This is a genomic window from Micromonospora humidisoli, from assembly GCF_016900955.1.
GTDB lineage: Bacteria > Actinomycetota > Actinomycetes > Mycobacteriales > Micromonosporaceae > Micromonospora > Micromonospora wenchangensis.
In genome coordinates, this window is the sequence record NZ_JAFEUO010000002.1 from 1059939 (window position 1) to 1083470 (window position 23532).

The following is a 23532-nucleotide window of genomic DNA, read 5'->3' on the forward strand; positions in this document are numbered from 1 at the left end:
CCCTTTCCGGACGGCGTCCACATCCCCGTTGGGCGGCACCCGGGCGATTCTGCCACAGCGCACGACGGGTACGGATCGCTACGGGGCAGCCGCACGGACGGCGTCACGCGAGCTGGTCAGAAGGGGAAAGTACCTGTGCGCCCGGCAGGATTCGAACCTGCGGCCTTGGGATTAGAAGTCCCCTGCTCTATCCGCTGAGCTACGGGCGCGCGGCGTACGTGTCGCGCCAAGAGGGTACCGCCGACCCCCCGCCGCACGGCGGAACGGGTCGCATCCGGACACGCGTGATCAGCGTCCCACGGCACCCCCGATCCGGGCACCCCTCTTCCGCCCGGCGCGGCGGGCCGTACCCTCGGGTCCGTGCTGCTGGAACCCGACGCCGAAGACGAGGTCGCCTACGAGCTGTGCCAGCTCCTGGGTCGGGCCATCCTGCCGGTCGACACGGCCGGCGACCCGGGCACCGCCTTCTTCCTCAGCCATCCGGCCGGCGAGTTTCTGCTCACCGCGGACGTGGTCGCCGGGCAGGCGCAGCGGCTCGGCCTGCGGCCCAGCGTCACCGAGCCGGCCGGCGTCGCGGGCGGGTCGCTGCCGCTGGCGGACCTTCCGACCGGCTGGACCCGGGACCCGCAGGTCGGCGTGGCAGCCCTGCCCACCAGGGAACTGCACGGGTACGCCGCCGGGCATGGTTGGCGGTGGCGGGTGCAGCCGGTGCCCGCCGCGGTGGCCGTCACGGCGGACGATCTCGCCGCGTTCGCCGCCGGGCCGGTCACCGCGATCGTGCTGGCCCTCGGCGTCGGCGGCGACGGCAGCCGACCGCTGGAGGTCGCCGTCGAGCGGGCCGTCCGCGACGGCGACCGGCTGCGGATCACCGCCGCGCTGCCCGCCGGCTACGTCGGCGCTCCCGTCTTCGGGGTACGTCCCGACGCCGCCGGGGAGATCGGCCTGCGCTGCCTCGGCGTGCTCCTGCCCGCCGAGGCAGCACCGGCCGTGGAGGTTCAGTCCGTGGACGGACACCCGGTGGCGACCCTCGACCGGGTCCTCGCCGCCCTACCCGGAGGTGGCGAACGTCGAGCCTGACGTGGGGGTGGCGGTGGGGGTGGTCGGGGTCGGGCCGGCACCGAGGAAGGCTTCGGCCCAGCGGCCGACCTCGGTGAAGACCTGCTCACGGACGGCGGGACCGGACAGCACCAGGTCGTGCTTGCCGCCGTCGAAGCGGGCCACGGTCACGTGCCGGCCGAGCCGGGGTGCCCAGCGGACCATGTGCTCCACGTCCAGCACCGCGTCGGCCAGGGCGGCCGAGTCGTGCCAGCGGGTGCCCCGGAAACTCCGGGTCGAGCAGGCCACCAGCACGGGGACGGGAATGTCCAGCCCGGCGCGGAGCTGCCGTTGGGCGGTGCGGATCGCAGCCAGCCAGCCGGCCCGGACGGGGAACCCGGCGAGCGGCTTCCAGGCCAGGTCGTACGTCCACTCACCCCGATGGTCGGCGTGCAGGCTCTCGCCGTACACGGTGCCCAGGCCGAAGGGGAGGACGCGGTGCGGCGCGCGACGGCCCAGCCGGGAGACGGCGGCCGCGAGGGGTCGACGGACCAGCCAGGGGGCGTTGAGGTCGAAGAAGGGGCTGTTCAGGACGAGTCCGTCGACCGCTGCGGCGTCGCGACGGGCGTGTGCCCACAGCGAGATGAGCAGGCCGCCGGTCGAGTGGCCCATGGCGAGCAGGGTGTCGTGGCCGTCCTCGTCCCGGATGACCGTCGTGGCGGCGTCCAGCTCGGGGAAGTAGTCGCTCAGGTCGCGGCAGAAGTTCGGGGTCTGGTGGGGTAGCAGGCTGCGACCGTACTTGCGCAGGTCGAGGGCGTAGAAGTCCCAGCCGCGCTCGGCGTAGAAGTCGGCCAGGTGGGTCTGGAAGAAGTAGTCGACGAAGCCGTGCACATAGAGCACCGCCCGGCCGGTCGGGCGGTCGGCACGCCGTCGGACCAGCGTCGCGACCACCGGACCCTCGTCGTCGGTGCCCAGGTCGATCGTCTGCCGCTCGTACGGCGGCCCCAGCACGTCCTGTTCCACGACCGCGACGCTACGCCCGCAGGCTACCGGGCGGTAGCCCCCCGCGGTGCCGCATCGGGCCGTTCCCCTCGGATGTGGGAGGGGAACGGCCCGATGGTCGGTCAGACGGCTTCGGCGTCGAGCCGGCCGGCGGTGTCGTCGGCGTCGAGATCCGGCGCGGGGACGGGCTGGGCCATCTCCCGGATGTGCTTGTTGTGCCGGGGCTCCTGCTTGGTCTTGGCGTCGTTGAGCTTGCGGCGCAGGTCGTCGCGGGCGTCGTTGAGGGCGGCCCGCAGGTCCTCCTCGCTCGACGTGGTGACGATCTTCTGCCGGCCGGCGATCCAGCACTCCAGGGTGACCTTCTGCCCGCGCGCCTCCCGGTCCTTGACCGACACCTCCAGCTCGGTGGCGTCGGCGTGGAAGGCGGCCAGCCGGGCGTCCAGGGTGCCGAACTGCTCGACGATCCAGTTCCGGTCGCCCTGGGAGAAGCCCGCGCCCATCCGCAGGCACTCGGCCACGGTCGCCGGGTTCGCCACCGCGCTCATCGCCGCACCTCCCGCTCGGTGCGGACGGAGCCGGTCGTACGCAACGGGGTCCGAATCATCAGCGTTGCCTTTCTCGTCGGACGTCGTGCCTGGTGGTGCCTGGGTGATCAACTCTTTACCCAGCCGGGGTCGACCTCACTCCGGGTGACGCCACCTTCCCCGTGTCGTCGTGACCCGAGGGGTGGGATCGGCTCCGCCCTGTGATCCTCGCCCCGGCAGGTCGGGCCACCCCAGGGCCTGATGGCCTAGCACACCGGGACCTTGATCAGGTGATCGTCCACAGGCACTCCGGTTGTCCACAGGACGGGGTCGGGGGCTCGCCCCACCGTGCCGTACCGGCCAGGCTCGGTCCCGAGTCGACTCGCCACCGCATCCACAGGCCCCTGGGAGGGGACGATGTTCGATACCTACGTCACGATCGTCGGCAACGTGCTGACCGCGCCGCAGTGGCGTCGTACGGCGCAGAGCAACACCCTGGTCGCCAACTTCAAGGTGGCCTCGACCGCCCGCCGCCTCAACCGGGACAGCGGCCGGTGGGTGGACGGCAACAGTCTGCGCGTCCGGGTCAACTGCTGGCGCAAGCTGGCCGAGGGGGTCGCCGCCTCGGTCATGGTCGGTGACCCGGTGGTGGTCGCGGGACGGCTCTACACCCGCGACTGGACCGACGACGCCGGCAACCACCGGGTGCTCTACGAGTTGGAGGCGGTCGCGGTCGGGCACGACCTGTCCCGGGGCCGGTCCCGGTTCCTGCGCAACCGGCCGAGCATGGCCACCAGCACGGTGGAGGACGCGGCGGCGGCCCAGCGGGTGCACGGCGAGCCGACCGAGCCGGTGCCGGCCGACCAGGTCCCCGTCGGGCCGGACGACCGTCCCCTCGACGACGACTTCGACCTGCCCGGCTTCGGGCTCCCGCAGGCCGGCGACGACCTGTCGGCCGGCGGGTACCTGCCGAACGACCTGTCGGCCGGCGGGTACGTGCCGGCGGCCGACCCGTTCGACGACGAACCCGACGACGACCTGTCCCCGCTGCCCGACGACGGGCCGGCGGCACGGTCGGACGGCGGGGACCGGCCGGGCGACGCGGGCGGTCCGGGCGGCGGGAGCCGTACGGAGGACGACGGACCGGGCGGCGAGGGGGCGGCCGGTGCGGAAGGTGCGGTCGTCCCGACCCCGGGCGAGGTGGCGCTCGGTCCGGCGGGCCGGGGCAGGCGGGGCCGGGGTCGGGTCCCGGTGCCGGCCTGAGATCGCTCCACAGCCGCCCGCACCGGGTGTGGGCGCGCTCCGGGACCCGTGCCGGGGAAGGGACACGGTCCCGGTTCGTACGGACGGGGGCGGGGTGGCGACGGCGACGTGGCCACCCCGCCGTACGACTAGGCTGGCCGGCCGGAGGTGGTGACGGGTGGGGCGACGCACAGCGACGGCGGACACGGTCGGGCTGCTGGCCGGGTACGCGCTGGACAGCCTGCTCGGCGATCCTCGGCGCTGGCATCCGGTGGCCGGCTTCGGCCGGGCCGCCGGTGCCCTGGAACGACGGGTCTACCGCGCCGACCGCCGGGCGGGGGCGCTCTTCACCGCCGTCGCGGTGGGCGGGCCGGTGCTGCTCGGGGCGGCGGTCAGCCGGGCCACCCGGCGGCACCCGGTGGTCCGGGCCCTGGCCGTGGCCGCCGGCACCTGGACGGTGCTCGGCGGGCGGACCCTGCGCCACGAGGCGACCGTGATGGGCGCGGCGCTGCGCGCCGGTGACCTGCCGGCGGCCCGGCACCGGCTCGGGCACCTCTGCGGTCGGGACCCGTCCCGGCTCGACGAGAGCGAGTTGGCCCGCGCCACCGTCGAGTCGGTGGCCGAGAACACCTCCGACGCCGTCGTCGCGCCGCTGCTCTGGGGTGCCCTCGCCGGGCTGCCCGGCCTGCTCGGCTACCGGGCGGCCAACACCCTCGACGCTATGGTCGGGCACCGCTCACCGCCCTACGCCCGGTTCGGCACCCCGGCCGCCCGGCTCGACGACCTGCTCAACCTGGTGCCGGCCCGACTGACCGGGCTGCTCACCGTGGCCGCCGCACCCACCGTGCACGGCGACCGGGGACGGGCCTGGCAGGTCTGGCGTCGGGACCGCAACGACCACCCCAGCCCCAACGCCGGTCAGTGCGAGGCGGCCATGGCCGGTGCGCTGGGCGTCCGGCTCGGCGGCCGGAACGTCTACTTCGGGCGGTCCGAGGTGCGGCCCTTCCTCGGCGACGGCCCACGCCCCGAGGCGCGGCACCTCAAGCGGGCCGCCCGGCTCTCCGGCACGGTCGGCCTGGCCGCGCTCGCGCTGGCCGCGGCCTGGCCGACGACCGGGGGTCGGCTGGTCGCCGCCACCGGTGGCACGCTGTGGGGTGGGGGGCGTCGCCGGTGAGCGGCGGGCTGCTCGTCGCGGGCACCACCTCCGACGCGGGCAAGAGCGTGCTCACCGCCGGCATCTGCCGCTGGCTGCACCGGCAGGGCGTCGCCGTGGCCCCGTTCAAGGCGCAGAACATGTCCAACAACTCCGCCGTGGTGGTCGGCCCGGACGGGCGGGGCGGCGAGATCGGGCGGGCCCAGGCGATGCAGGCCGCCGCCTGCGGGCTCGCCCCCGACCTGCGGTTCAACCCGGTGCTGCTCAAGCCCGGCAGCGACCTGGCCAGTCAGGTGGTGCTGCTCGGCGAGGCCGTCGACACGGTCACCGCCGGCAACTTCCGGGCCCTGCGTCCGAAGCTCGCCGAGACGGCGTACGCGGCCCTGGCCGAACTGCGGGCGACGTACGACGTGGTGATCTGCGAGGGGGCGGGCAGCCCCGCCGAGATCAACCTACGGGCCGGCGACTACGTCAACATGGGGCTCGCCCGGCACGCCGGGCTCCCCACGATCGTGGTCGGCGACATCGACCGGGGTGGCGTGTTCGCTTCGATGTTCGGCACGGTGGCCCTGCTCGACCCCGCCGACCAGGCGCTGATCGCCGGCTTCGTGATCAACAAGTTCCGGGGCGACCTCGGGCTGCTCCGCCCCGGGCTCGACATGCTGCACCGGGTCACCGGCCGGCCCACCTACGGGGTGCTGCCCTGGCACCTCGACCTGTGGCTCGACGCCGAGGACTCGCTCGCCTACGGCCGGGTGCTCGGCCGGCCCGCCGCCCCGCACGGCACCGACTGGCTCGACGTCGCCGTGGTCCGGCTGCCCCGGATCAGCAACGCCACCGACGTGGAGGCCCTCGCCACCGAACCGGGCGTCCGGGTCCGGCTCACCGTCGAGCCCGCCGAGCTGGCCGCCGCCGACCTGGTCGTCCTGCCCGGCTCGAAGTCCACCGTCGCCGACCTGGCCTGGCTGCGGGAGACCGGGCTCGCCGAGGCGGTCACCGCGCACGCCGCCGCCGGCCGGCCGCTGCTCGGCATCTGCGGTGGCTTCCAGATGCTGGCCACCGCCATCCACGATCAGGTGGAGAGCCGCCGGGGCAGTGTCCCCGGCCTCGGCCTGCTCCCCATCGAGATCACCTTCGACCCGGTCAAGACCGTCCGCCCCGCCGTCGGCACCGCCGCCCCCGACGTCGCGGTACGCGGCTACGAGATCCACCACGGGTACGTCTCCACCGCCGACGCGGACCTGCCCCCACTGCTGCACCACGCCGACGGGCGGCCCGAGGGCGCGCGGCTCGGCGCGGTGCACGGCACCCACTGGCACGGCGCGTTCGAGTCCGACGGGTTCCGCCGCCGGTTCCTGACCGAGGTGGCCCGGTCGGCCGGTCGGCACGGCTTCACCGTCGCACCGGGCACCAGTTTCGACGCCGCCCGCGAACGCTCCCTCGACCTGCTCGGCGACCTGGTCGAGGAACACCTCGACACCGCCGCGCTGTGCCGGCTCATCGAGACCGGCGCCCCCGCCGACCTGCCCTTCATCCCACCCGGCGCACCACCGACGAGCTGACCACCCCGCCCGCACCGGCCGGAAGCCCGGCCCCGTGCCCGCACCGGCCCCGAGCCCGCACCGGCCCCGTGCCCGCACCGGCCCCGTGCCCGCACCGGCTGGGCAGCCGGTCCGGGCCAGGCAGATCGGTCGGGCCGTCGTCGTGCCGGGCCCGGTCGTCAGCCGCGCACGTCGGCGGGCTGGTCCGACAACGGCAGGCCGGCCTCCAGCCACCCCTGCACACCGCCGATCATGTCGGTGGCGTTGCGCAGGCCCAACGCCTGCAGGCCCGCCGCCGCCAGGCTGGAGCTGAAGCCGTGCCGGCAGGCCACCACGATCTCCCGGTCGTAGCCGGTCGCCTCGGGAATGCGCCACCGGCTGGCCGGGTCCAGCCGCCACTCCAGCACCGTCCGGTCGATGACTATCGCGCCGGGTAGTTCCCCCTGCTCCCGGCGCTGTCCCTCGGTACGCGTGTCGACCAGCAGCGCACCCGCCCGTACCGCCTCGACCGTCTGGTGAGGACTCAGCCGGCGCAGCCCGGCCCGGGCCTGTTCCAGCAGGGCGTCCACGCCGGGACTCATCACGTCATTGAGCACGTCCAGATCATGCCCCGGCACCCACGGGCCCCGCCCGACGAACCGCGCTCCCCACGGTGGAACCAGGCTCACGGGGGACACCCACTAGCGTCACCGGTGTGACGGTGGCCCTGGTCGAGGCGTACGCGACGCTGGCCCGGCGGGTGCTCGCCGGGCCGGCGCGGCTGGGGCGTACCCGACTGGTGGCCGTCGACGGACCCAGCGGCGCGGGCAAGAGCGTCTTCACCGCGCGCCTCGCGGACGCCCTGGCCGGCCTGCCCGACGGCGGGCGGCCACCGGTGGTGCACACCGACGACCTGCTCGACGGCTGGGACGACCAGTTCACCTTCTGGACCCGGCTGGAGGACCGGGTGCTCACCCCGCTGCGGGCCGGGCGACCGGGGTCCTACCGGCGGTACAGCTGGGTGCGTCGGGCGTTCCTGCCCCGCGCGGTGCCGGTGCCTGTCGCGCCGGTGCTGCTGCTGGAGGGGGTGAGCGCGGCGCGGGCGGCGATCCGCCCGGAGCTGACCCTGTCGGTGCAGGTCACCGCGCCGGATGCGGTGCGGTTGCGGCGCGCGCTGGACCGCGACGGTGCGCACCTGCTGGCGGAACTGCGCCGCTGGCACGCGGGGGAGGCGGCCCACTTCGCGGCCGACCGGACCACCGACGCGGTCGACCTGGTGGTCGACGGCGCACCGACCCTGCCGCACGATGCGGAGCGCTACTACGTCCGCCGCCCGGTGTCGGCCGGTGCTCCCGGGCCGGCGGCTGCGGCCGGTCGCCGGTCCGGCCCGACCGCGGGTTCCGGCTCGCCGGGTGGCTCGCGGTAAGGCCGGCATACGATGCCGGTCATGACCTCACCGATCATGTCCGAGTCCGAGGTACGGGCCGCCGTCGCGCGGGAACTGCCCGGGGTCCGTGCCGACCTGGAACGTCTCGTCCGCATCCCCGGCATCGCGTTCGAGGGGTTCGACCACTCGCACGTCGAGCGTTCCGCCGAGGCGGTCGCCGAGTTGCTGCGCGGCTGCGGTCTCGACGTGCGGATCGTGCGGTCGGGCGGCCAGCCCGCCGTGATCGGGACGAAGCCCGCCCCGCCCGGCGCACCCACCGTGCTCATGTACGCCCACCACGACGTGCAGCCCGTCGGCGACCTGTCGCTGTGGGAGTCCGAGCCGTTCGAGCCGGTCGAGCGGGACGGCCGTCTCTACGGGCGCGGCGCGGCCGACGACAAGGCCGGCATCATGGCGCACGTCGCCGCCCTGCGCGCCTTCGGCGACCAGCTCCCGGTCGGTGTGGTGCTGTTCATCGAGGGCGAGGAGGAGTACGGCTCCGACTCGCTGGAGCGGCTGCTCACCGAGCACCGCGAGGAGATCGCCTCGGACGTCATCGTGATCGCCGACTCCACCAACTGGGACGTGGGCGTGCCGGCCCTGACCACCTCGCTGCGCGGCGTGGTCAACCTGTTCGTCGAGCTGCGCACCCTGGACCACGCGGTGCACAGCGGCATGTTCGGCGGGGCCGTGCCGGACGCGTTGACCGCGCTGGTCCGCCTGCTGGCGACCCTGCACGACGACGCCGGGGACGTGGCCGTCGACGGCCTGACCGCCGGGGCGGGGGCTGCCGTCGACTATCCGGAGGACCGGTTCCGGGCCGAGGCCGGGCTGGCCGAGGGGGTCGCGCTGATCGGCACCGGCCGGATCACCGACCGGCTCTGGACCCGACCGGCGGTGGCGGTGCTCGGCATCGACGCCCCGGCCACCGGCGAGGCACCCAACGCGCTGGTCCCGGCGGCGAAGGCCAAGCTGAGCGTACGGCTGGCGCCGGGCGACGACCCCAAGCGGGCGTACGACGCGGTGCGTACCCACCTGGAGAAGCACGCGCCGTGGGGGGCCCGGGTGGCGGTGACCCTGGAACACGACGGCGACCCGTGTGTCATCGACGCGTCGGGGCCGATGTTCGACGCGGCCCGCGCCGCCTTCCGGGCCGCCTGGGACGGCACCGAGCCGGTGGACATCGGCGTCGGCGGTTCGATCCCGTTCATCGCCACCTTCCAGGAGATGTTCCCGCAGGCGGCGATCCTGGTGACCGGGGTGGAGGATCCGCACGCGCGGGCGCACGGCCCCAACGAGAGCCTGCACCTCGGCGAGTTCGCCCGGGTCTGCCTGGCGGAGGCGTTGCTGCTGGCGAAGGTGGCCGAGCAGGGTCGGCGGGCCGGTTAGGTCGCGGAACCATAACTTCGGGGTCGATGTCGCAGTTCGCGGCGTGTCGGACGGCAGTCTGGTATAGCCTTTCGAACATGCGTACGAACGACGTGATGACGCGGCTGGAAGCCGCCGTGAGCGCTCTGGGGGACGTCGACGTCTCCGCGTGGCCCGAGGACACGCTCAAGGAACAGCTCGGCGAGCTCTCGGCGGTGTTGGTCGCCCTGGACGGCGTGCTGTCCCGGGTCGCCGACGGCGTCCGCGCCCGGGGTCTGCGCATCGAGGAACCCGTCTCGGTCTGAGCCGTGGTCCGGGTGCCCACACCCGACGCCACTGGGGAGGACGGCCGGATCGGGACGGCCCGGGTACGGCAATACCCGGGCGATGTCGGGGGTGGCTGGCAGGATGAGGTGCGTGCGGTTCCTCGACCTGGCAGCCACCTCCGCGGCCGTCGCGGCCACCTCCGGCCGGCGGGCCAAGGTGGAGTTGCTGGCCGACGCGTTGCGGGCGCTCGACCCGTCCGAGGTGTCGGTCGGCTCCGGCTACCTCGCCGGTGAGCTGCGCCAACGGCAAACCGGCGTGGGCTGGGCCAGCCTGCGTGACCTGCCGCCGCCGGCCGCCGAGCCGACCCTGACCGTGACCGCCGTCGACGCGGCGATCGACGAGATCGCCGCCGTGCACGGTCCGGGTTCCCAGGCCCGCCGCCGGCACCTGCTCGGCACCCTCTTCGGGGCCGCCACCGCTGACGAGCAGCGGCTGCTGGTCGACCTGTTCCGGGGCGAACTGCGCCAGGGCGCCCAGGCGGGCCTGCTCGCCGACGCCGTCGCCAAGGCCGCCGAGGTCCCGGTGACGGCGGTCCGCCGCGCCCTGCTGCTCGCCGGTGACCTGCGGGCCGTCGCGCTGGCCGCCCGCACCGGCGGGGCCGCCGCGCTGGCCGGGTTCGGGCTCCGGGTGGGCCGCCCGCTCGCGCCGATGCTGGCCCAGAGCGCACCCTCGGTCGACGCCGCGCTCCAGGCCACCGGGGTCCCGGCCGTGGTCGACGTCAAAATCGACGGCATCCGCATCCAGGTGCACCGCTCCGGCGACGACGTCGCGGTCTTCACCCGCAGCCTCGACGAGATCACCACCCGGCTGCCCGGGGTGGTCGACGCCGTACGCGCCCTGCCGGTCCGGGACGTCGTGCTCGACGGCGAGGCGATCGGGTTGGACACCGCCGGGCGTCCACTGCCGTTCCCGCAGACCTCCAGCCGGGCGGCCCGCCGGGCCACCGCCGCCGCGACCGGGGTCACCTCCGCCAGCGGTGCGGCCGACGTGGCCCCGCTGGCCGAGGCGACCGCGCTCACCCCGTACTTCTTCGACCTGCTGCACCTCGACGGCGACGACCTGATCGACCTGCCGGGCCGGCAGCGGTGGGCCCGGCTCGCCGACGTCGTCGACGGGTCGTTGCTGGTCGGCCGGTCCGAGGTGGACGACCCCGAGCAGGCCGGTGCGGTGTTCGCCGCCGCGCTCGACGCCGGTCAGGAGGGGGTGGTGGTCAAGTCGCCGGACGCGCCCTACGACGCCGGTCGACGGGGCACCGCCTGGGTCAAGGTCAAGCCGCGGCACACCCTCGACCTGGTCGTGCTGGCCGTCGAGTGGGGCAGCGGCCGGCGGCAGGGCTGGCTGTCCAACCTCCACCTCGGCGCCCGGGACCCGCGCACCGGCGAGTTCGTCATGCTCGGCAAGACCTTCAAGGGCCTCACCGACGACCTGCTGCGCTGGCAGACGGAACGCTTCCTCGGGCTGGCCGTGGAGCGTGGCGACTGGGTGGTGCGGGTCCGCCCCGAGCAGGTGGTCGAGATCGCCTTCGACGGGGTGCTCGCCAGCACCCGCTACCCGGGCGGGGTGGCCCTCCGGTTCGCCCGGGTGCTGCGCTACCGCGACGACAAGTCGGCCGCCGAGGCGGACACCATCGACACGGTCCGGGCGCTGCACGCCGGGCGTCCCACCGGCTGAGCCGCGCCGGTGGGACGGTCGGTCAGAGCACGGACAGCGAACGGGCGTAGTTGACCTGGTTGTTGATCTGCTGCACCTGTCCCTGGTCGAGGACCGGGATACGGGCCACGTACTGGTGGCCGCCGCTGGTCACCGTCACCTGCACCGTGCCGTGGTAACGGGTCTCCTTGATCAGCAGAAAGAGCAGGCTGAAGATGGTGAGGCAGAAGAAGCCGAGGATGGCGCAGACCATCGCCCAACTGGCGATCTTCTCCTCCCGCTGCCAGTGGTCGGTCACGTACCAGGTGGCACCGGCCAGGGGCATCATCCCGGACGGGGTACGGATCATCGGCGGACTCACCATGATCTCGCCGATCTGCACCGCCGCCGGCTGCTGAAAAGCCGCCGCCCCCGGCAGCTGCGGGGTGAACTGCGGCGGGTACGGCCCCGGCTGGCCCACCGGCGCGGCGTACGGGTCGACCCCGGCCGGTGCCGGGAACTGGGCGGGCGGTGCGGAGAACTGGGCCGGCGGTGCGGAGAACTGCGCGGGTGGTGCGGAGAACTGGGCGGGTGGTGCGGAGTAGGGATCGGCCGTCGACGAGGTGGCGGGGTTCACCGGTGCCGCCAGGGGAGGCGCAGTCGGGAACGGGGCCGTGGACGGTGTCTGTTGTGCCGGGGGCGCGGGGAAGGCCGCCGGGGGCGGGGGCGCGTGCGGCGACAACGCCCACGGGTCGGAGGCGGGGCTCGTCTGCGTGGGCGGATCGGACGGATACGACGGGGCGGGGTCGGAGGTCACCGCGACACCTCACGCGCGTTGGACATCCTGCGGACCATACAGCGTCCGGTTTCGTCCCGCGTCCCCGCGTGGTTCGGACCTGGGCCCGACGGCCCGCCGAGGGCCCGGTGCAACCAATCGCCTGCCGGTCGCCCCGGCCGGGTGGGTGCCTGTCGTGCGTCCTTTCGAGGTGATGACGAGAACGAGTCGCAGGCTACCGGGAGTGGTGGACCGAGTCGCGCGGCCCCGGCACTCGACCGGTTGATGTCGTGACGTCATCAGCTCGAAAGGACGCGCACCCATGGTGGGACGCCGCCTGGCTGGCACCGGGCCGGCCGGCGGTGGGCCGTGGGGGGCGGCGCGGGCCGGCGGTGGTGGGCCGTGGCGCGGGTCGGCCGGCACCCGCACCGACTGTCCGGCAGGAACCGCCCGGGTCCGCAGGCCCGGCGGGTCAGGCGGAGGTGGCCGGTTCGGCGGCGCGGTCGACGGGGGGCTTCGGGGCGTCCAGGCCGGCGGCGCGTCGGGCCTCCCGCCGGGCCACCCAGCCGTAGCCGAAGAGCGTCATCGCGGCGAACAACCACCACTGGACGACGTAGCCGAAGTTCTGCCAGTTGTTCGTGTGCCCGATCGGTACCGCCCGGAACGCCGGGTCGTTCGCCGGGGTCTGCTCGTCGAGCAGCAGGTACGCCCCGTGCAGCGGGTACGGCAGTTCCCGGGCCAGCTTGTCCACGGTCACCCGACGGGTCTCCAACCGGCCGTCGCGCCGGTCCACGCCGTTGCCACCGGTCTCGGTGGGGTGCACCCGGCCGACGACGGTCACCTGACCGGTCGGCAGCGCCGGCACCTCGGGCATGGCCAGCGCGCCGCCGGGCGCCGGGGGGACCCAGCCCCGGTCGACCAGCACGGCCGTGCCGTCGTCGAGCACCAGTGGGACGAGCACCTCGAAGCCGACCCGGCTCTCCACCGTCCGGCCCCGGACCAGGATGACGTTCGTGGCGTCGTACCGGCCGGTGGCGGTGACCCTGCTCCACTCGGCCTGCGCGGCGGGGGCCGCGCCGACGGTGCCCGCGCCGCCGGTGGGGGCCGGCAGCGTCGACCGCAGCGGCGCGGGGGTGCCGGCGGTGCCGGCGTCGATCCGCTCGTTGACGGCGGTGCGTTCCCGGTAACGGTCCAGCTGCCAGTTGCCGAGCAGCACCATGACGGCGGCGGCGACCAGGGTCAGCGCGAGGATGCCCAGCCAGCGTGGGGTCAGCAGGAACCGGTACACAGCACGAGGCTACCCGTATGACCGACGCCACCCTGCGCGACGGCCCGGCACCGGCCCGTACGGCGTCGGATCGGCGGTCTCCACCTGTCGCCGGGGGCGGGTATGGTCACGCCTGCGGGTCGCCGCCGGTGTTCCTCCCGGCCGTCCGCGAGCCACCGCCCGTCGCCACCGAGGAGTCGATGATGACCGCCGTGCCGCGCCTCGTGTTCAGCGCGCCGTCCTCCGGTCACGGCACCAACGCGTTGTCCGTCGGTCTGCTCGCCGCTCTCGCCGACCGGGGGCTCGACGTCGCCGGTTTCAAGGTCGGCCCGGACCACGTCGACGCCGCCTACCTCGGCCTGGCCGCCGGCCGTCCCGGCCGTACCCTCGACCCCCGGCTGATCGGCGGCGACCGGCTCGGGCCGCTCTTCGCCTACGGCGCGCAGGGCGCCGCGTTGGCCCTGGTCCAGGGCACCATGGGGTTGTACGACTCGGTCGCGGGCCGGCCCGAGGCGGAGTCCACGGCCGCCGTGGCGACCGCGCTGCGTAGCCCCGTCGTGCTGGTCATCGACGTGGCGGCGATGGGCCAGTCGGTGGCGGCCCTGGTGCACGGCTTCCGCTCGTACGACGAGCAGCTCTGGTTGGGCGGGGTGATCCTCACCCAGGTCGCCTCCGGCCGGCACGAGGCGATGCTCCGGGAGGCACTCGACGACGTCGGGATGCCGGTCTACGGCGCGCTGCGCCGGCACGAACTGCCCCCGGTGCTGCCCGCCCGTCGGCACGGCGTGGTGCCGGTCCTCGGCCGCGACGCCGAGGCGTTGCGCGCGGTGCGCCGGCTCGGCGAGGCGGTCGCCGGGACGGTCGACCTGGAACGCCTGCTCGGGTTGGCCCGCTCCGCCCCGACACTGTCCGTCCCGCCCTGGTCGCCGGCGTCCGCCGCTGCGGTGGGAGACGTGCCGGTAGGAGACGTGTCGGTGGGGGACGCGCCGGTGGTGGCGCTCGCCGGCGGACCCGGCGGCAGCTACAGCCACCCGGAGACCGCCGAGCTGCTGCGGGCCGCCGGGGCCCAGGTGGTCACCGTCGACCCGCTGCGCGACGAGGCGCTGCCCCCCGGCACCCGCGCGCTGGTCGTCGGGGGCGCGCTGCCCGAGTCGTACGCGCGGGACCTGTCGGCCAACCGGCGGCTGTGCATCGCGGTGGCCGAGCTGGCCCGCACCGGCCGTCCGGTGATCGCCGAGGGCACCGGCCTGCTGTGGCTGGCCCGGGAGCTGGACGGGCTGCCGATGTGCGGGGTGCTGGACGCGATCGGCGCGAGCCGGGACGGCCTGGTGGTCGGCTACCGGGAGGCGACCGCACTGTCCGACAGCGCGGTCGCCCGTACCGGTGCGACGGTGGTGGGTTACAAGCAGCACGGCGCGGTGCTCACCCCCCGGTCCGGGCAGCGGGCCGCCTGGGGTTGGGAGGGCGGCACGCCCGAGGGCTTCGTCTGGCGGGGTGTGCACGCCTCCCAGCTCGGCCTGCACTGGGCGGCGTACCCCGAGATCGCGACCCGGCTGGTGACGGCGGCGGCGCTGCCCTCGCCGGTCGAGGGCGTCGCCGCGCCGGCCTGACCGGCCCCGGGTGATCGGCCCGGCGCCCACCGGCCCCGCCTCAGCCGACGATGGCGTCCGACGGCGGGGTGAACTGGCGGGTCGGGGTGCCCTTGAGACCGTCACGCAGGGTCTGGGCGACCGCGTTGACCGGCACCTGGGACTGCCCGTCGCCGACGGCGTTGAACGGGTTGTCCGGGTCGGCGATGAAACTCGCCGCCGCCAGCTCCGGGGTGTACCCGACGAACCAGGCCGACCGGGTGCTGTCCGTGGTACCGGTCTTGCCGGCCACCGGGCGGCCCACCGTACGGCGCACGCTGTCCGCCGTCGACCAGCCGCCGCAGCTGCCCTTGGCCGGGGTGTCACCGGTGGGGCAGCGCGCCGCGTCGGTGGCGGCACGGGCCGCGTCGGCGTTGACCACCTGCCGGCAGCGGGGCTTGGCGACCTCCCGTTCGATGCCACCTGCGGTCTTGTACGTTGCCGGGGTGCCGTCCCGGTTGGTGATCGAGTTGACCGGCATCGCCTCGCAGTACCGCCCGTCGGCGGCGATCGCGGCGTAGGCGTTGGCCATCTCCAGCGGGGTGGCGTCGGAGACGCCCAGGGTGAACGCGCCCCACTTCTTGGCCTTGGCGGGTGACGCCTGCTCCTTGTCGACGTCGGTACGCCAGCGCAGGCCGAGCTGCTCGGCGAGGTGCACCCCCCGGTCCGCGCCGATCTTCTCCTCCAGCTGGACGAAGTAGGTGTTCACCGACTTGCCGAACCCGGACCACATGGTCTGCCGGCCGGTCATCGCCCCGCTGGCGTTGGACGGGGCCCACCCGTCGTACACGGCGGACTTGTAGCGGTACGGCGAGTCGAAGGCGGTGGACAGCGGCATCCCGGCGTCCAGGGCGGCCAGCATCGGGAACATCTTGAACGTCGAGCCGGCCTGGTAGCCCGGGAGGGTGCCGCCGCCGAGCAGCGGGGCGACCGTGTTCGGGTAGTTCGCCTTCATCTTCGGGTCGGCCTCGGGGTTCGAGCTGGGTCCGTTCTCGCTGACGTCCAGGGAGTAGGTGCGGTTCACCGCCATCGCCTTGATCCGTCCGGTGCCCGGTTCGGCGACCACGATCCCGTTGGCGAAGGGGCTGTCGACGCCTTCCTTGGCGCGGACGTTCCGCTCGGCGGCGGCCTGGACCTTCGGGTCGAGGCTGAGCACGATCCGGTAGCCGCCCCGGCGCAGCTTGTCCATCCGTTCCAGCCGGTTCTCCCCGAACGCGGGCTGCGCGCTCCACCAGTTCTTGACGTAGTCGCAGGCGAAGCCCCAGGCGTTGTACGTGCCGGGGATCGAGGCGCAGTCGTTGGCCGGGGTGGTGGGCCGGGTCCGGATGGGTTCGCTCTTGGCCACCGCGGCGGCGTCCGGGGACAGGTAGCCGAGCTGGGACATCTTGTCGAGGACGTAGTTGCGCCGGCCGGTGGCCTCCTTCTGGTCCGAGCTGAGCGGGTCGTACTCGGAGGGGGACTTGACCAGCCCGGCGAGGGTGGCCGCCTCGACGGGGGTGAGGGTGGCCGGGGTCTTGGAGAAGAAGATCTGCGCCGCCGCGTAGATGCCGTACGCCCGGTGGCCGAAGTACGCCGAGTTGAGGTAGCGCTCCAGGATCTGCTCCTTGGTCAGCTCCTTCTCGATGTCCAGCGCCATCCGCATCTCCTTGACCTTGCGCAGGCTGGTCTGTTGGGTGGCCTCCTGGACCTCCTGCGGCGTCTGCGCACTGTCCCGCAGCGCCATCCGGACGTACTGCATGGTCAGGGTGGAGGCGCCCTGGGAGACGCCGCTGGAGCGGGTGTTGGCCACGAAGGCGCGGGCGACGCCCTTCGGGTCGACGCCCCGGTGCTGGTAGAAGCGGTTGTCTTCGGCGGCGACGATGGCCTGCTGGATGTTCGGCGACATGTCCGACAACTTGGTGTACTGCCGGTACTCCTCGTAGAACATCGTCAGGATCGTCTTGCCGTCTGGCGCGTAGAGGTAGGACGTCTCGGCGGGCAGGGCGGTGCGCAGGATGTTCGTCTTGTGCTCCACGGCGTGCGCGGTGGCCTTGGCGCCCAGACCGGTCACGGCGGCCAGCGGGTACGCGACGGCGGCGAGCACGATGCCGGCGATCAGCCCGGCACGCAGGAGAGGAACGGAACGACCAGCGGCAGCAAGGGGTCGATTGCTCACCTGGTCAAGTTATGACATTTCCGATACGTACATGAGAAAAATTCATGAATGCTCGGGTGTTCGCCGGCCGGGACGGTGGCCATGGGTGATGCGTCCGGTGTGCCGTGATGTGGACCACCCCGGGATCGGCTGTCCCCTGCGCCGGCTTCCCGGCAGGATCGCGGACATGCATGGGCAACTGACCGGCGTCACGCCGTCGACCGGTCCGGGCGTCGACGACGCCGTGCCGCAGGCGGTGCGCCCGACGACGGCCGGCACCGAACCGGATCTCGCCCATCACGGGGACGCCGAGGCCACCCCCGGCCTGGTCGACCTGGCCGTCAACGTCCGCCGGGACCCGATGCCGGACTGGCTGGCCGATCCGCTCACCGCCGCCCTCGCCGACCTGGCCGGCTACCCCGACCCCCGGCCGGCCCGCGCCGCCGTCGCCGCCCGGCACGGCCGCCCGGAGGCGGAGGTGCTGCTCACCGCAGGTGCCGCCGAGGGCTTCGTGCTGCTCGCCCGCGCCCTGGCCGGGGTACGCCGCCCGGTGGTGGTGCACCCGCAGTTCACCGAACCGGAGGCCGCACTGCGGGCCGCCGGCCACCGGGTCGAACGGCTCCTGCTCGACCCGGGCGACGACTTCCGGCTCGACCCGGCCCGGGTGCCGGCCGACGCCGACCTGGTCATGATCGGCAACCCGACCAACCCGACCTCGGTGCTGCACCCCGCCGCCGACCTGGCCGCCCTGGCCCGGCCCGGCCGGGTGCTCGTCGTCGACGAGGCGTTCGCCGACACCACCGCCGCCCCCGGCGTCGACGGCGAACCCGAGTCCCTCGCCGCCCGCCGGGACCTGCCCGGCCTGGTGGTGGTGCGCAGCCTCACCAAGACCTGGGGACTGGCCGGGCTGCGGATCGGCTACCTGCTCGGCGAGTCCGCCCTGGTGGCCCGGCTGGCCGCCGTCCAGCCGCTGTGGGCCGTGTCCACCCCGGCGCTGGCCGCCGCGACCGCCGTCGCGTCACCGACCGGCGTCGCCGCCGAGCGCGCCATCGCCGCCCGGCTCGCCGCCGACCGCGACCACCTGGTGCGCCGCCTGTCGGCCCTGCCCGGGGTACGCGTCGCAGGCCGCCCGGCCAGCGCCTTCGTCCTGGTCCACCGGCCCGACGCCGACCGGGTACGCCAGGCGCTGCGTGACCGGGGCTGGGCCGTACGACGCGGCGACACCTTCCCCGGGCTGGGGCCGGACTGGCTGCGGATCGCCGTCCGTGACCCGGCCACCACGGATGCGTTCATCGAGGTACTGGCGGAGATCCTGGAGGCATGATGCTGGAGACGACGATCGCGGAGATTCGTCCGCCCGATCCGGTGGCGATGACGGCCGCCCGGGACCTCCAGGCCCGACTGACCAAGCCGGCGGGCTCGCTGGGTGCGCTGGAGGAGCTGTCCGTACGCCTGGCCGGCCTGGCCGGGGTCTGCCCGCCGCCGCTGCCCGAACCGGCGGCGGTGGCGATCTTCGCCGGTGACCACGGCGTGCACGCCCAGCGGGTCAGCCCGTGGCCGCAGGAGGTCACCGCCCAGATGATCGGGAACTTCCTGGCCGGCGGGGCGGTCGTCAACGCGTTCGCCCGGCAGGCCGGCGCCTCGGTCACCGTGGTCGACGTCGGCGTGGCCGCGCCGCTGCCGTTCCCACCCACCCACGCCGTGCCCGACAGCGCCGCCGTGCCAGCCGCCACCGTGCCCGACAGCGCCGCGCCTGCCTGTGCCGCGCCCGCCCCGGCCGACGGCACCCTGGCACCGCCGCGCCTGGTCGACGCGAACGTGCGGCGCGGCACCCGGGACATGACTGTCACCGCCGCGCTCACCCGGGACGAGGCGCGGGCGGCGGTCGAGACCGGCATCCGGATCGCCGGTGAGCTGCTCGACGCCGGGGCGGGGGTGCTGCTCACCGGCGACATGGGGATCGCCAACACCACGCCGGCCGCCGCGCTGGTCGCCGCGTTCACCGGGGCCGACCCGGAGGCGGCCACCGGCCGGGGCACCGGGGTGGACGACGAGACGTACCGGCGCAAGGTCGACGTGGTGCGTACGGCGCTTCAGCGGCACCGGCCCGACCCGGCCGATCCGCTGGGGGTGCTGGCCGCCGTCGGTGGCCTGGAGCACGCGGCGCTGACCGGGCTGATCCTCGGCGCGGCAGCCCGCCGGGTGCCGGTGCTGCTCGACGGGGTGATCGCGGTCAGTGCCGCGCTCGCCGCCGCCGCCCTCGCCCCGGACGCGGTCGGCGCGATGGTCGCCGGGCACCGTTCCGCCGAGCCGGGGGCCACCGTGGCGTTGCGGCACCTCGGCCTCGACCCGCTCGTCGACCTCGGCCTGCGCCTCGGCGAGGGCACCGGCGCGCTGCTGGCCCTGCCGGTGGTCACCGGCGCGGTCCGGGTGCTGCACGAGGTCGCCACCTTCGACGCGGCGGGGGTCTCCGAGAAGTGAGCACCAACCCGTACCCCCTCGGCCTGCGGCTCGCCGGACGCCGGGTGGTCGTGGTGGGCGGCGGTGCCGTGGCCAGCCGGCGGGTACCCGCCCTGCTGGATGCCGGCGCGGACGTGCTGCTGGTCGCCCCCGAGGTGACCCCGGCCCTGCAAGCGCACGTCGACGCCGGACGGTTGCACTGGCGGCCGCGCCGGTTCGCCCCCGACGACCTCGACGGGGCGTGGCTGGTCCAGGTCGCGGTGGACGATCCGCTCGCCGCCGCTTCGGTCAGCGCCGTCGCCGCCGAACGGCGGATCTTCTGCGTCCGGGCCGACGACCGGACGGCGGCCACCGCGTGGACCCCGGCGGTGACCCGGCACGGGCCGGTGACCGTGGCCGTGCTGGGCGGGGGAGACCCGAAACGGGCGATGGGTGTCCGGGACGCCGTCCGGGAGCTGCTCGCCGCCCGGACGGGCCCCCTCGTCGACCCCGGGGAAGTCGACCCGGGTGAACCGGTGGCGGACGCGCCCCTCGCGGGCCCGCCGGCACCGACGCCGGCCGGGTCCGGTGACGCCACGATCCGGCCGGGTGGCCCGGTCGGTCGGGTGTCGCTGGTCGGTGCCGGGCCGGGTGACCCGGAGCTGATCACGGTCAAGGGGTGGCGGCTGCTCACCGAGGCGGACGTGGTGGTCGCCGACCGGTTGGTGCCCGGACTGCTCCTGGACGAGTTGCGTCCCGACGTCGAACTGGTCGACGCCGCGAAGATCCCCTACGGTCCGTCGCGCGCCCAGGAGGAGATCAACCGGATCCTGGTCGACCGGGCGCTCGCCGGCAAGGTCGTGGTACGCCTCAAGGGCGGCGACCCGTACGTCTTCGGGCGGGGCGGGGAGGAGTTGCTGGCCTGCGCGGCGGCCGGCGTGCCGGTGACCGTGGTGCCCGGGGTGACCAGCGCGGTGGCCGTGCCGGCGGCGGCCGGTGTCCCGGTGACCCACCGGGCGGTGGCACACGAGTTCACCGTGGTGTCCGGGCATGTCGCCCCGGACTCGCCGGTCTCCCTGGTGCGCTGGGAGGCCCTCGCCGGCCTGCGGGGCACCCTGGTGGTGCTGATGGGGCTCAAGAACCTGGCCGCCATCGCCGACACCCTGACCCGGCACGGCCGGGACGCGGCCACCCCGGTCGCGGTGATCCAGGAGGGCACCACGGGCGGCCAGCGCAGTCTGCGGTCGACGCTCGGCGCGGTGGCGGCCGACGTGGGTGCGGCGGGCCTGCGTCCCCCGGCGATCGTGGTGATCGGCGACGTGGTCGACGCCCTGACGCCCTGACCCTGCCGGGCCGTCCGGCTTGATCCACCCCTTGTGGGCCGAGGTAGCGGCATCCGGGACACGGGATGGCGCTACCTCGGCCCAACTGAGTCGATCTTGCGAGGGATGCCGCCACCTCGGCCCGGGTGGGTCGAGGTGGCGGCGGGTGGGGCTGTCGCTACTGCTTGAGCATGTTGTCCAGCAGCAGGGCGCAGCGGATCAGCCCGAGGTGGCTGTACGCCTGCGGATGGTTGCCCAGCCCGCGCTCGGCCAGCGGGTCGTACTGCTCGGGGAGCAGCCCGGTCGGGCCGGCGGTGTCGACCATCTGGGCGAACAGCTCCTCGGCGTCGGTACGCCGACCGGTGCGCAGGTACGCCTCGATCAGCCACGCCGTGCAGATGTGGAAGCCGCCCTCCCGGCCCGGCAGACCGTCGTCCCAGTGGTAGCGGTAGACGACCGGGCCGCTGCGCAGATCCGCCTCGATCTTGAGCACGGTGGAGAGGAAACGCGGGTCGTCCCCCGGGAGCAGGCCGGACAGCCCGATCCACAGCGAGGAGGCGTCCATGTCCTCGTCGCCGTACGCGACGCTGTACGCCTCGACCTCCTCGTGCCAGCCGTTCTCCAGCACGTTGGCGCCGATCCGGTCGCGCAGTTCGACCCACTCCGGCTTGTCCTCGCCGCCGTGCTGACGCACCACGTGCAGGGCCCGGTCGACGGTCATCCAGCACATCACCTTGGAGAAGATGTGGTGCCGGGGTGGCAGGCGGGCCTCCCAGATGCCGTGGTCGGGCTCGTGCCAGCGGCGGCGGACCGCCTCGACCATGTTGTCCAGCACCCGCCACTCGTCGTCGCGCACCGAACCCCGGGCGTCGGCGACGGCCGCGATCAGGTCGGCGATCGGGCCGAAGACGTCGAGTTGGAGCTGGTGGTTGGCGAGGTTGCCGACCCGGACCGGCCGGGAGCCGGCGTACCCGGGCAGGGTGTCGATGACCGCCTCGGCGCCCAGTTCGTAGCCGTCCACCGTGTAGAGCGGGTGCAGCCGCTCGGGGTGCCCGCCGGTGCGCTCGATGCAGCCGTCCACCCAGCGCAGCAGCGCCTCGGCCTCCTCGATCGAGCCGAGGTCGACCAGGGCCCGCGCGGTCATCGCCGCGTCCCGCAGCCAGCAGTACCGGTAATCCCAGTTGCGGACGCCGCCCAGCTCCTCCGGCAGCGAGGTGGTCGCCGCCGCCAGGATCGAGCCGGTCGCCTCGTGGCAGAGGCCGCGCAGGGTGAGCGCGCTACGGGCGACCAGGTCCCGGGCGGTGGCGGGCAGCCGCAGCGAGGCCACCCACTCCTTCCAGGGCTGCTCGGCCTTGGCCTGCCGTTCGTGGATGCCGACCGCGTGGTCCTCCAGGCTGTGCGTGCCGAAGCGCAGCTCCAGCACCACCTGGCCGCCGGTGGCGGAGAGGTCGACCACGGCGTGCGCGGTCTCGTAGCCGCCGTCGGTGCGGACCTGCCAGGTCACCCCGGGGGAGTAGAGCGCGACCGGCTCGTTGGAGCCGAGCACCAGCAGGCCGTCGTCCATCGGCTGGAGCTGGGTGGCCACCTGCCCGAATTCGGGACGCGGGGCGAACTCGATCCGGGCCCGCCCGGAGCCGGTGAGCACCCGGACCAGGGTGGAGTCGCCGGTGATGACGGCCGGGCCGTCCGGCGTGGTCTCCCGGGCGGGTAGGTCCAGCCAGTCGGTGACGGTGAGCCCCGACCAGCGGGTCTCCACGGTCATCGTGCCGCTGCGGTAGCGCTGGCCCAGTGGAATGCCGCCGCGCTCCGGCCCGACCGTGAAGTGCCCGGCCGGGCTGCCGCCGACCAGGTCGGCGAAGATCGCCGCCGAGTCGGGCTTGGGGTGGCAGAGCCAGCTCACCTTGGCCTCGGGCGTGAGCAGCGCGACGGTACGGCCGTTGGCCAGCATCGAGTGCCGTTCGATCGGCACCGCCCGCTCGCCGAACAGCCAGTGCCGGCGGGTCTCCAGCAGCAGGCCGAGCGCGCGGGCCGCCTCGACCGGCTCGGCCACCCGGTAGTGCGCCTGGGTGTCCCCGGGGCCGATCTTGATGCCCAGGTCGGGGCCGCGCAGGGTGCCGAAGGCGTTCTCGTCGGTGACGTCGTCGCCGATGAACAGCACCGCGCTGGCCGAGAGCTGGGTGCGGAGCTGGTCGACCGCGGTGCCCTTGTGGGTAGCGACCACCGACAGCTCGATGACCTCCTTGCCCTGGGTGACGGTGACGTCGTCCCAGGTCGCGGGGCCGTTACGGACGGCCTCGACGGCGGCGGCGGCGACCTGCGGTTCGACCCCGCGGGTGTGCACCGCGACGCTGGCCGGCTTGCGTTCCAGCCGTACCCCCGGGTGGGCCTGGGCGATCTCGCGCAGCGCGTCGCGCAGCCGGGTGCGCACGGCGACCAGCTCGGGGGAGAGCCGCTCGACGAAGCCGATGTCGAACTCGGAGCCGTGGCTGCCGACGAGGTGGATCTCGTTGGGCAGCCGGGACAGCGCGGCCAGGTCGCGCAGCGCCCGCCCGGAGACCACCGCGACGGTGGTCTGCGGCAGCGAGGCCAGCGCCCGGACGGCGGCGACCGACTCGGGCAGCGGCACCGCCTTGCTCGGGTCCTCCACGATCGGCGCGAGCGTGCCGTCGTAGTCGCAGGCGACCAGGAGCTGTGGTACGCGGGCGATGCGTCCGATCGCGGCCAGCAGTTCCGGGTCCATC

General features: G+C 74.6%; 19 protein-coding genes and 1 tRNA gene. 12 read left to right on the forward strand and 8 right to left on the reverse strand.

Going from position 1 to position 23532, the window contains the following annotated elements:
- Positions 1-136 precede the first annotated feature (136 nt).
- Positions 137-209, reverse strand: a tRNA-Arg gene (locus tag JQN84_RS10295).
- A gap of 151 nt (positions 210-360) precedes the next feature.
- On the opposite strand from JQN84_RS10295, the gene JQN84_RS10300 reads away from it, so the two are divergent.
- Positions 361-1077: a hypothetical protein gene (locus JQN84_RS10300; protein ID WP_204958091.1), complete on the forward strand. Its 717-nt coding sequence runs from the start codon at positions 361-363 to the stop codon at positions 1075-1077.
- Here JQN84_RS10300 and JQN84_RS10305 read toward each other — a convergent pair.
- Positions 1048-2058, reverse strand: coding sequence for an alpha/beta hydrolase (locus JQN84_RS10305; RefSeq protein WP_204958092.1), 1011 nt, complete (start codon positions 2056-2058; stop codon positions 1048-1050). The genes JQN84_RS10300 and JQN84_RS10305 overlap by 30 nt on opposite strands.
- A 101-nt stretch (positions 2059-2159) precedes the next feature.
- Positions 2160-2582: an HPF/RaiA family ribosome-associated protein gene (locus tag JQN84_RS10310; protein ID WP_204958093.1), complete on the reverse strand. Its 423-nt coding sequence runs from the start codon at positions 2580-2582 to the stop codon at positions 2160-2162.
- Between the two features lie 396 nt (positions 2583-2978).
- Between JQN84_RS10310 and JQN84_RS10315 the strand changes: the two genes are divergently transcribed.
- From JQN84_RS10315 to JQN84_RS10325, 3 genes are all read left to right on the forward strand, one after another.
- Positions 2979-3824 (forward strand): single-stranded DNA-binding protein, encoded by an 846-nt coding sequence (locus JQN84_RS10315; protein WP_204958094.1) that lies wholly within the window; start codon positions 2979-2981, stop codon positions 3822-3824.
- Between the two features lie 157 nt (positions 3825-3981).
- Positions 3982-4977, forward strand: coding sequence for a cobalamin biosynthesis protein (locus tag JQN84_RS10320; RefSeq protein WP_204958095.1), 996 nt, complete (start codon positions 3982-3984; stop codon positions 4975-4977).
- On the forward strand, positions 4974-6518 hold the full coding sequence (locus JQN84_RS10325; RefSeq protein WP_204958096.1) for a cobyric acid synthase: 1545 nt from the start codon (positions 4974-4976) through the stop codon (positions 6516-6518). Before JQN84_RS10320 ends, JQN84_RS10325 begins: the two co-directional genes overlap by 4 nt.
- Positions 6519-6676: 158 nt before the next feature.
- Here the strand turns inward: JQN84_RS10325 and JQN84_RS10330 are convergent, their stop codons facing one another.
- The gene (locus JQN84_RS10330; protein WP_204958228.1) at positions 6677-7078 is read right to left on the reverse strand and encodes a rhodanese-like domain-containing protein; all 402 of its coding nucleotides are present in this window, start codon (positions 7076-7078) and stop codon (positions 6677-6679) included.
- 113 nt (positions 7079-7191) lie between these two features.
- Between JQN84_RS10330 and JQN84_RS10335 the strand changes: the two genes are divergently transcribed.
- The 4 genes from JQN84_RS10335 to JQN84_RS10350 all read left to right on the forward strand — a co-directional run bounded on the left by JQN84_RS10335 (position 7192) and on the right by JQN84_RS10350 (position 11268).
- On the forward strand, positions 7192-7902 hold the full coding sequence (locus JQN84_RS10335) for a uridine kinase family protein (RefSeq protein ID WP_307821135.1): 711 nt from the start codon (positions 7192-7194) through the stop codon (positions 7900-7902).
- 36 nt (positions 7903-7938) lie between these two features.
- On the forward strand, positions 7939-9291 hold the full coding sequence (locus tag JQN84_RS10340) for a dipeptidase (RefSeq protein ID WP_204958227.1): 1353 nt from the start codon (positions 7939-7941) through the stop codon (positions 9289-9291).
- Between the two features lie 77 nt (positions 9292-9368).
- Positions 9369-9575 (forward strand): hypothetical protein, encoded by a 207-nt coding sequence (locus tag JQN84_RS10345; RefSeq protein ID WP_088646578.1) that lies wholly within the window; start codon positions 9369-9371, stop codon positions 9573-9575.
- Between the two features lie 103 nt (positions 9576-9678).
- Positions 9679-11268, forward strand: coding sequence for an ATP-dependent DNA ligase (locus JQN84_RS10350; protein WP_239484991.1), 1590 nt, complete (start codon positions 9679-9681; stop codon positions 11266-11268).
- 22 nt (positions 11269-11290) lie between these two features.
- Here the strand turns inward: JQN84_RS10350 and JQN84_RS10355 are convergent, their stop codons facing one another.
- Positions 11291-12043 (reverse strand): hypothetical protein, encoded by a 753-nt coding sequence (locus JQN84_RS10355; RefSeq protein WP_204958098.1) that lies wholly within the window; start codon positions 12041-12043, stop codon positions 11291-11293.
- Positions 12044-12473: 430 nt separating this feature from the next.
- Complete coding sequence (locus tag JQN84_RS10360) at positions 12474-13289, reverse strand: SURF1 family cytochrome oxidase biogenesis protein (protein WP_281894876.1); 816 nt, start codon at positions 13287-13289, stop codon at positions 12474-12476.
- Positions 13290-13306: 17 nt separating this feature from the next.
- Between JQN84_RS10360 and JQN84_RS10365 the strand changes: the two genes are divergently transcribed.
- Positions 13307-14878 carry a cobyrinic acid a,c-diamide synthase CobB gene (locus JQN84_RS10365; RefSeq protein WP_372445958.1) on the forward strand — a complete coding sequence of 524 codons (1572 nt, stop codon included), beginning with the start codon at positions 13307-13309 and terminating at the stop codon, positions 14876-14878.
- Between the two features lie 40 nt (positions 14879-14918).
- Here the strand turns inward: JQN84_RS10365 and JQN84_RS10370 are convergent, their stop codons facing one another.
- Positions 14919-17051, reverse strand: coding sequence for a transglycosylase domain-containing protein (locus JQN84_RS10370; protein WP_204958099.1), 2133 nt, complete (start codon positions 17049-17051; stop codon positions 14919-14921).
- A gap of 166 nt (positions 17052-17217) precedes the next feature.
- Between JQN84_RS10370 and cobC the strand changes: the two genes are divergently transcribed.
- Genes cobC through cobA form a run of 3 tightly spaced genes read left to right on the forward strand, consistent with a single transcriptional unit; the run spans position 17218 to position 20812 of the window.
- On the forward strand, positions 17218-18354 hold the full coding sequence (gene cobC, locus JQN84_RS10375) for an Rv2231c family histidinol phosphate aminotransferase CobC (protein ID WP_204958100.1): 1137 nt from the start codon (positions 17218-17220) through the stop codon (positions 18352-18354).
- A complete protein-coding gene (locus tag JQN84_RS10380; RefSeq protein ID WP_204958231.1) occupies positions 18354-19511 on the forward strand; it encodes a nicotinate-nucleotide--dimethylbenzimidazole phosphoribosyltransferase in 1158 nt (385 codons plus the stop codon). The genes cobC and JQN84_RS10380 overlap by 1 nt, the downstream gene beginning before the upstream one ends.
- A complete protein-coding gene (gene cobA / locus JQN84_RS10385; RefSeq protein ID WP_204958101.1) occupies positions 19508-20812 on the forward strand; it encodes a uroporphyrinogen-III C-methyltransferase in 1305 nt (434 codons plus the stop codon). Before JQN84_RS10380 ends, cobA begins: the two co-directional genes overlap by 4 nt.
- Positions 20813-20969: 157 nt before the next feature.
- Here the strand turns inward: cobA and otsB are convergent, their stop codons facing one another.
- On the reverse strand, positions 20970-23531 hold the full coding sequence (otsB, locus tag JQN84_RS10390) for a trehalose-phosphatase (RefSeq protein WP_204958232.1): 2562 nt from the start codon (positions 23529-23531) through the stop codon (positions 20970-20972).
- Position 23532: the final 1 nt, after the last annotated feature.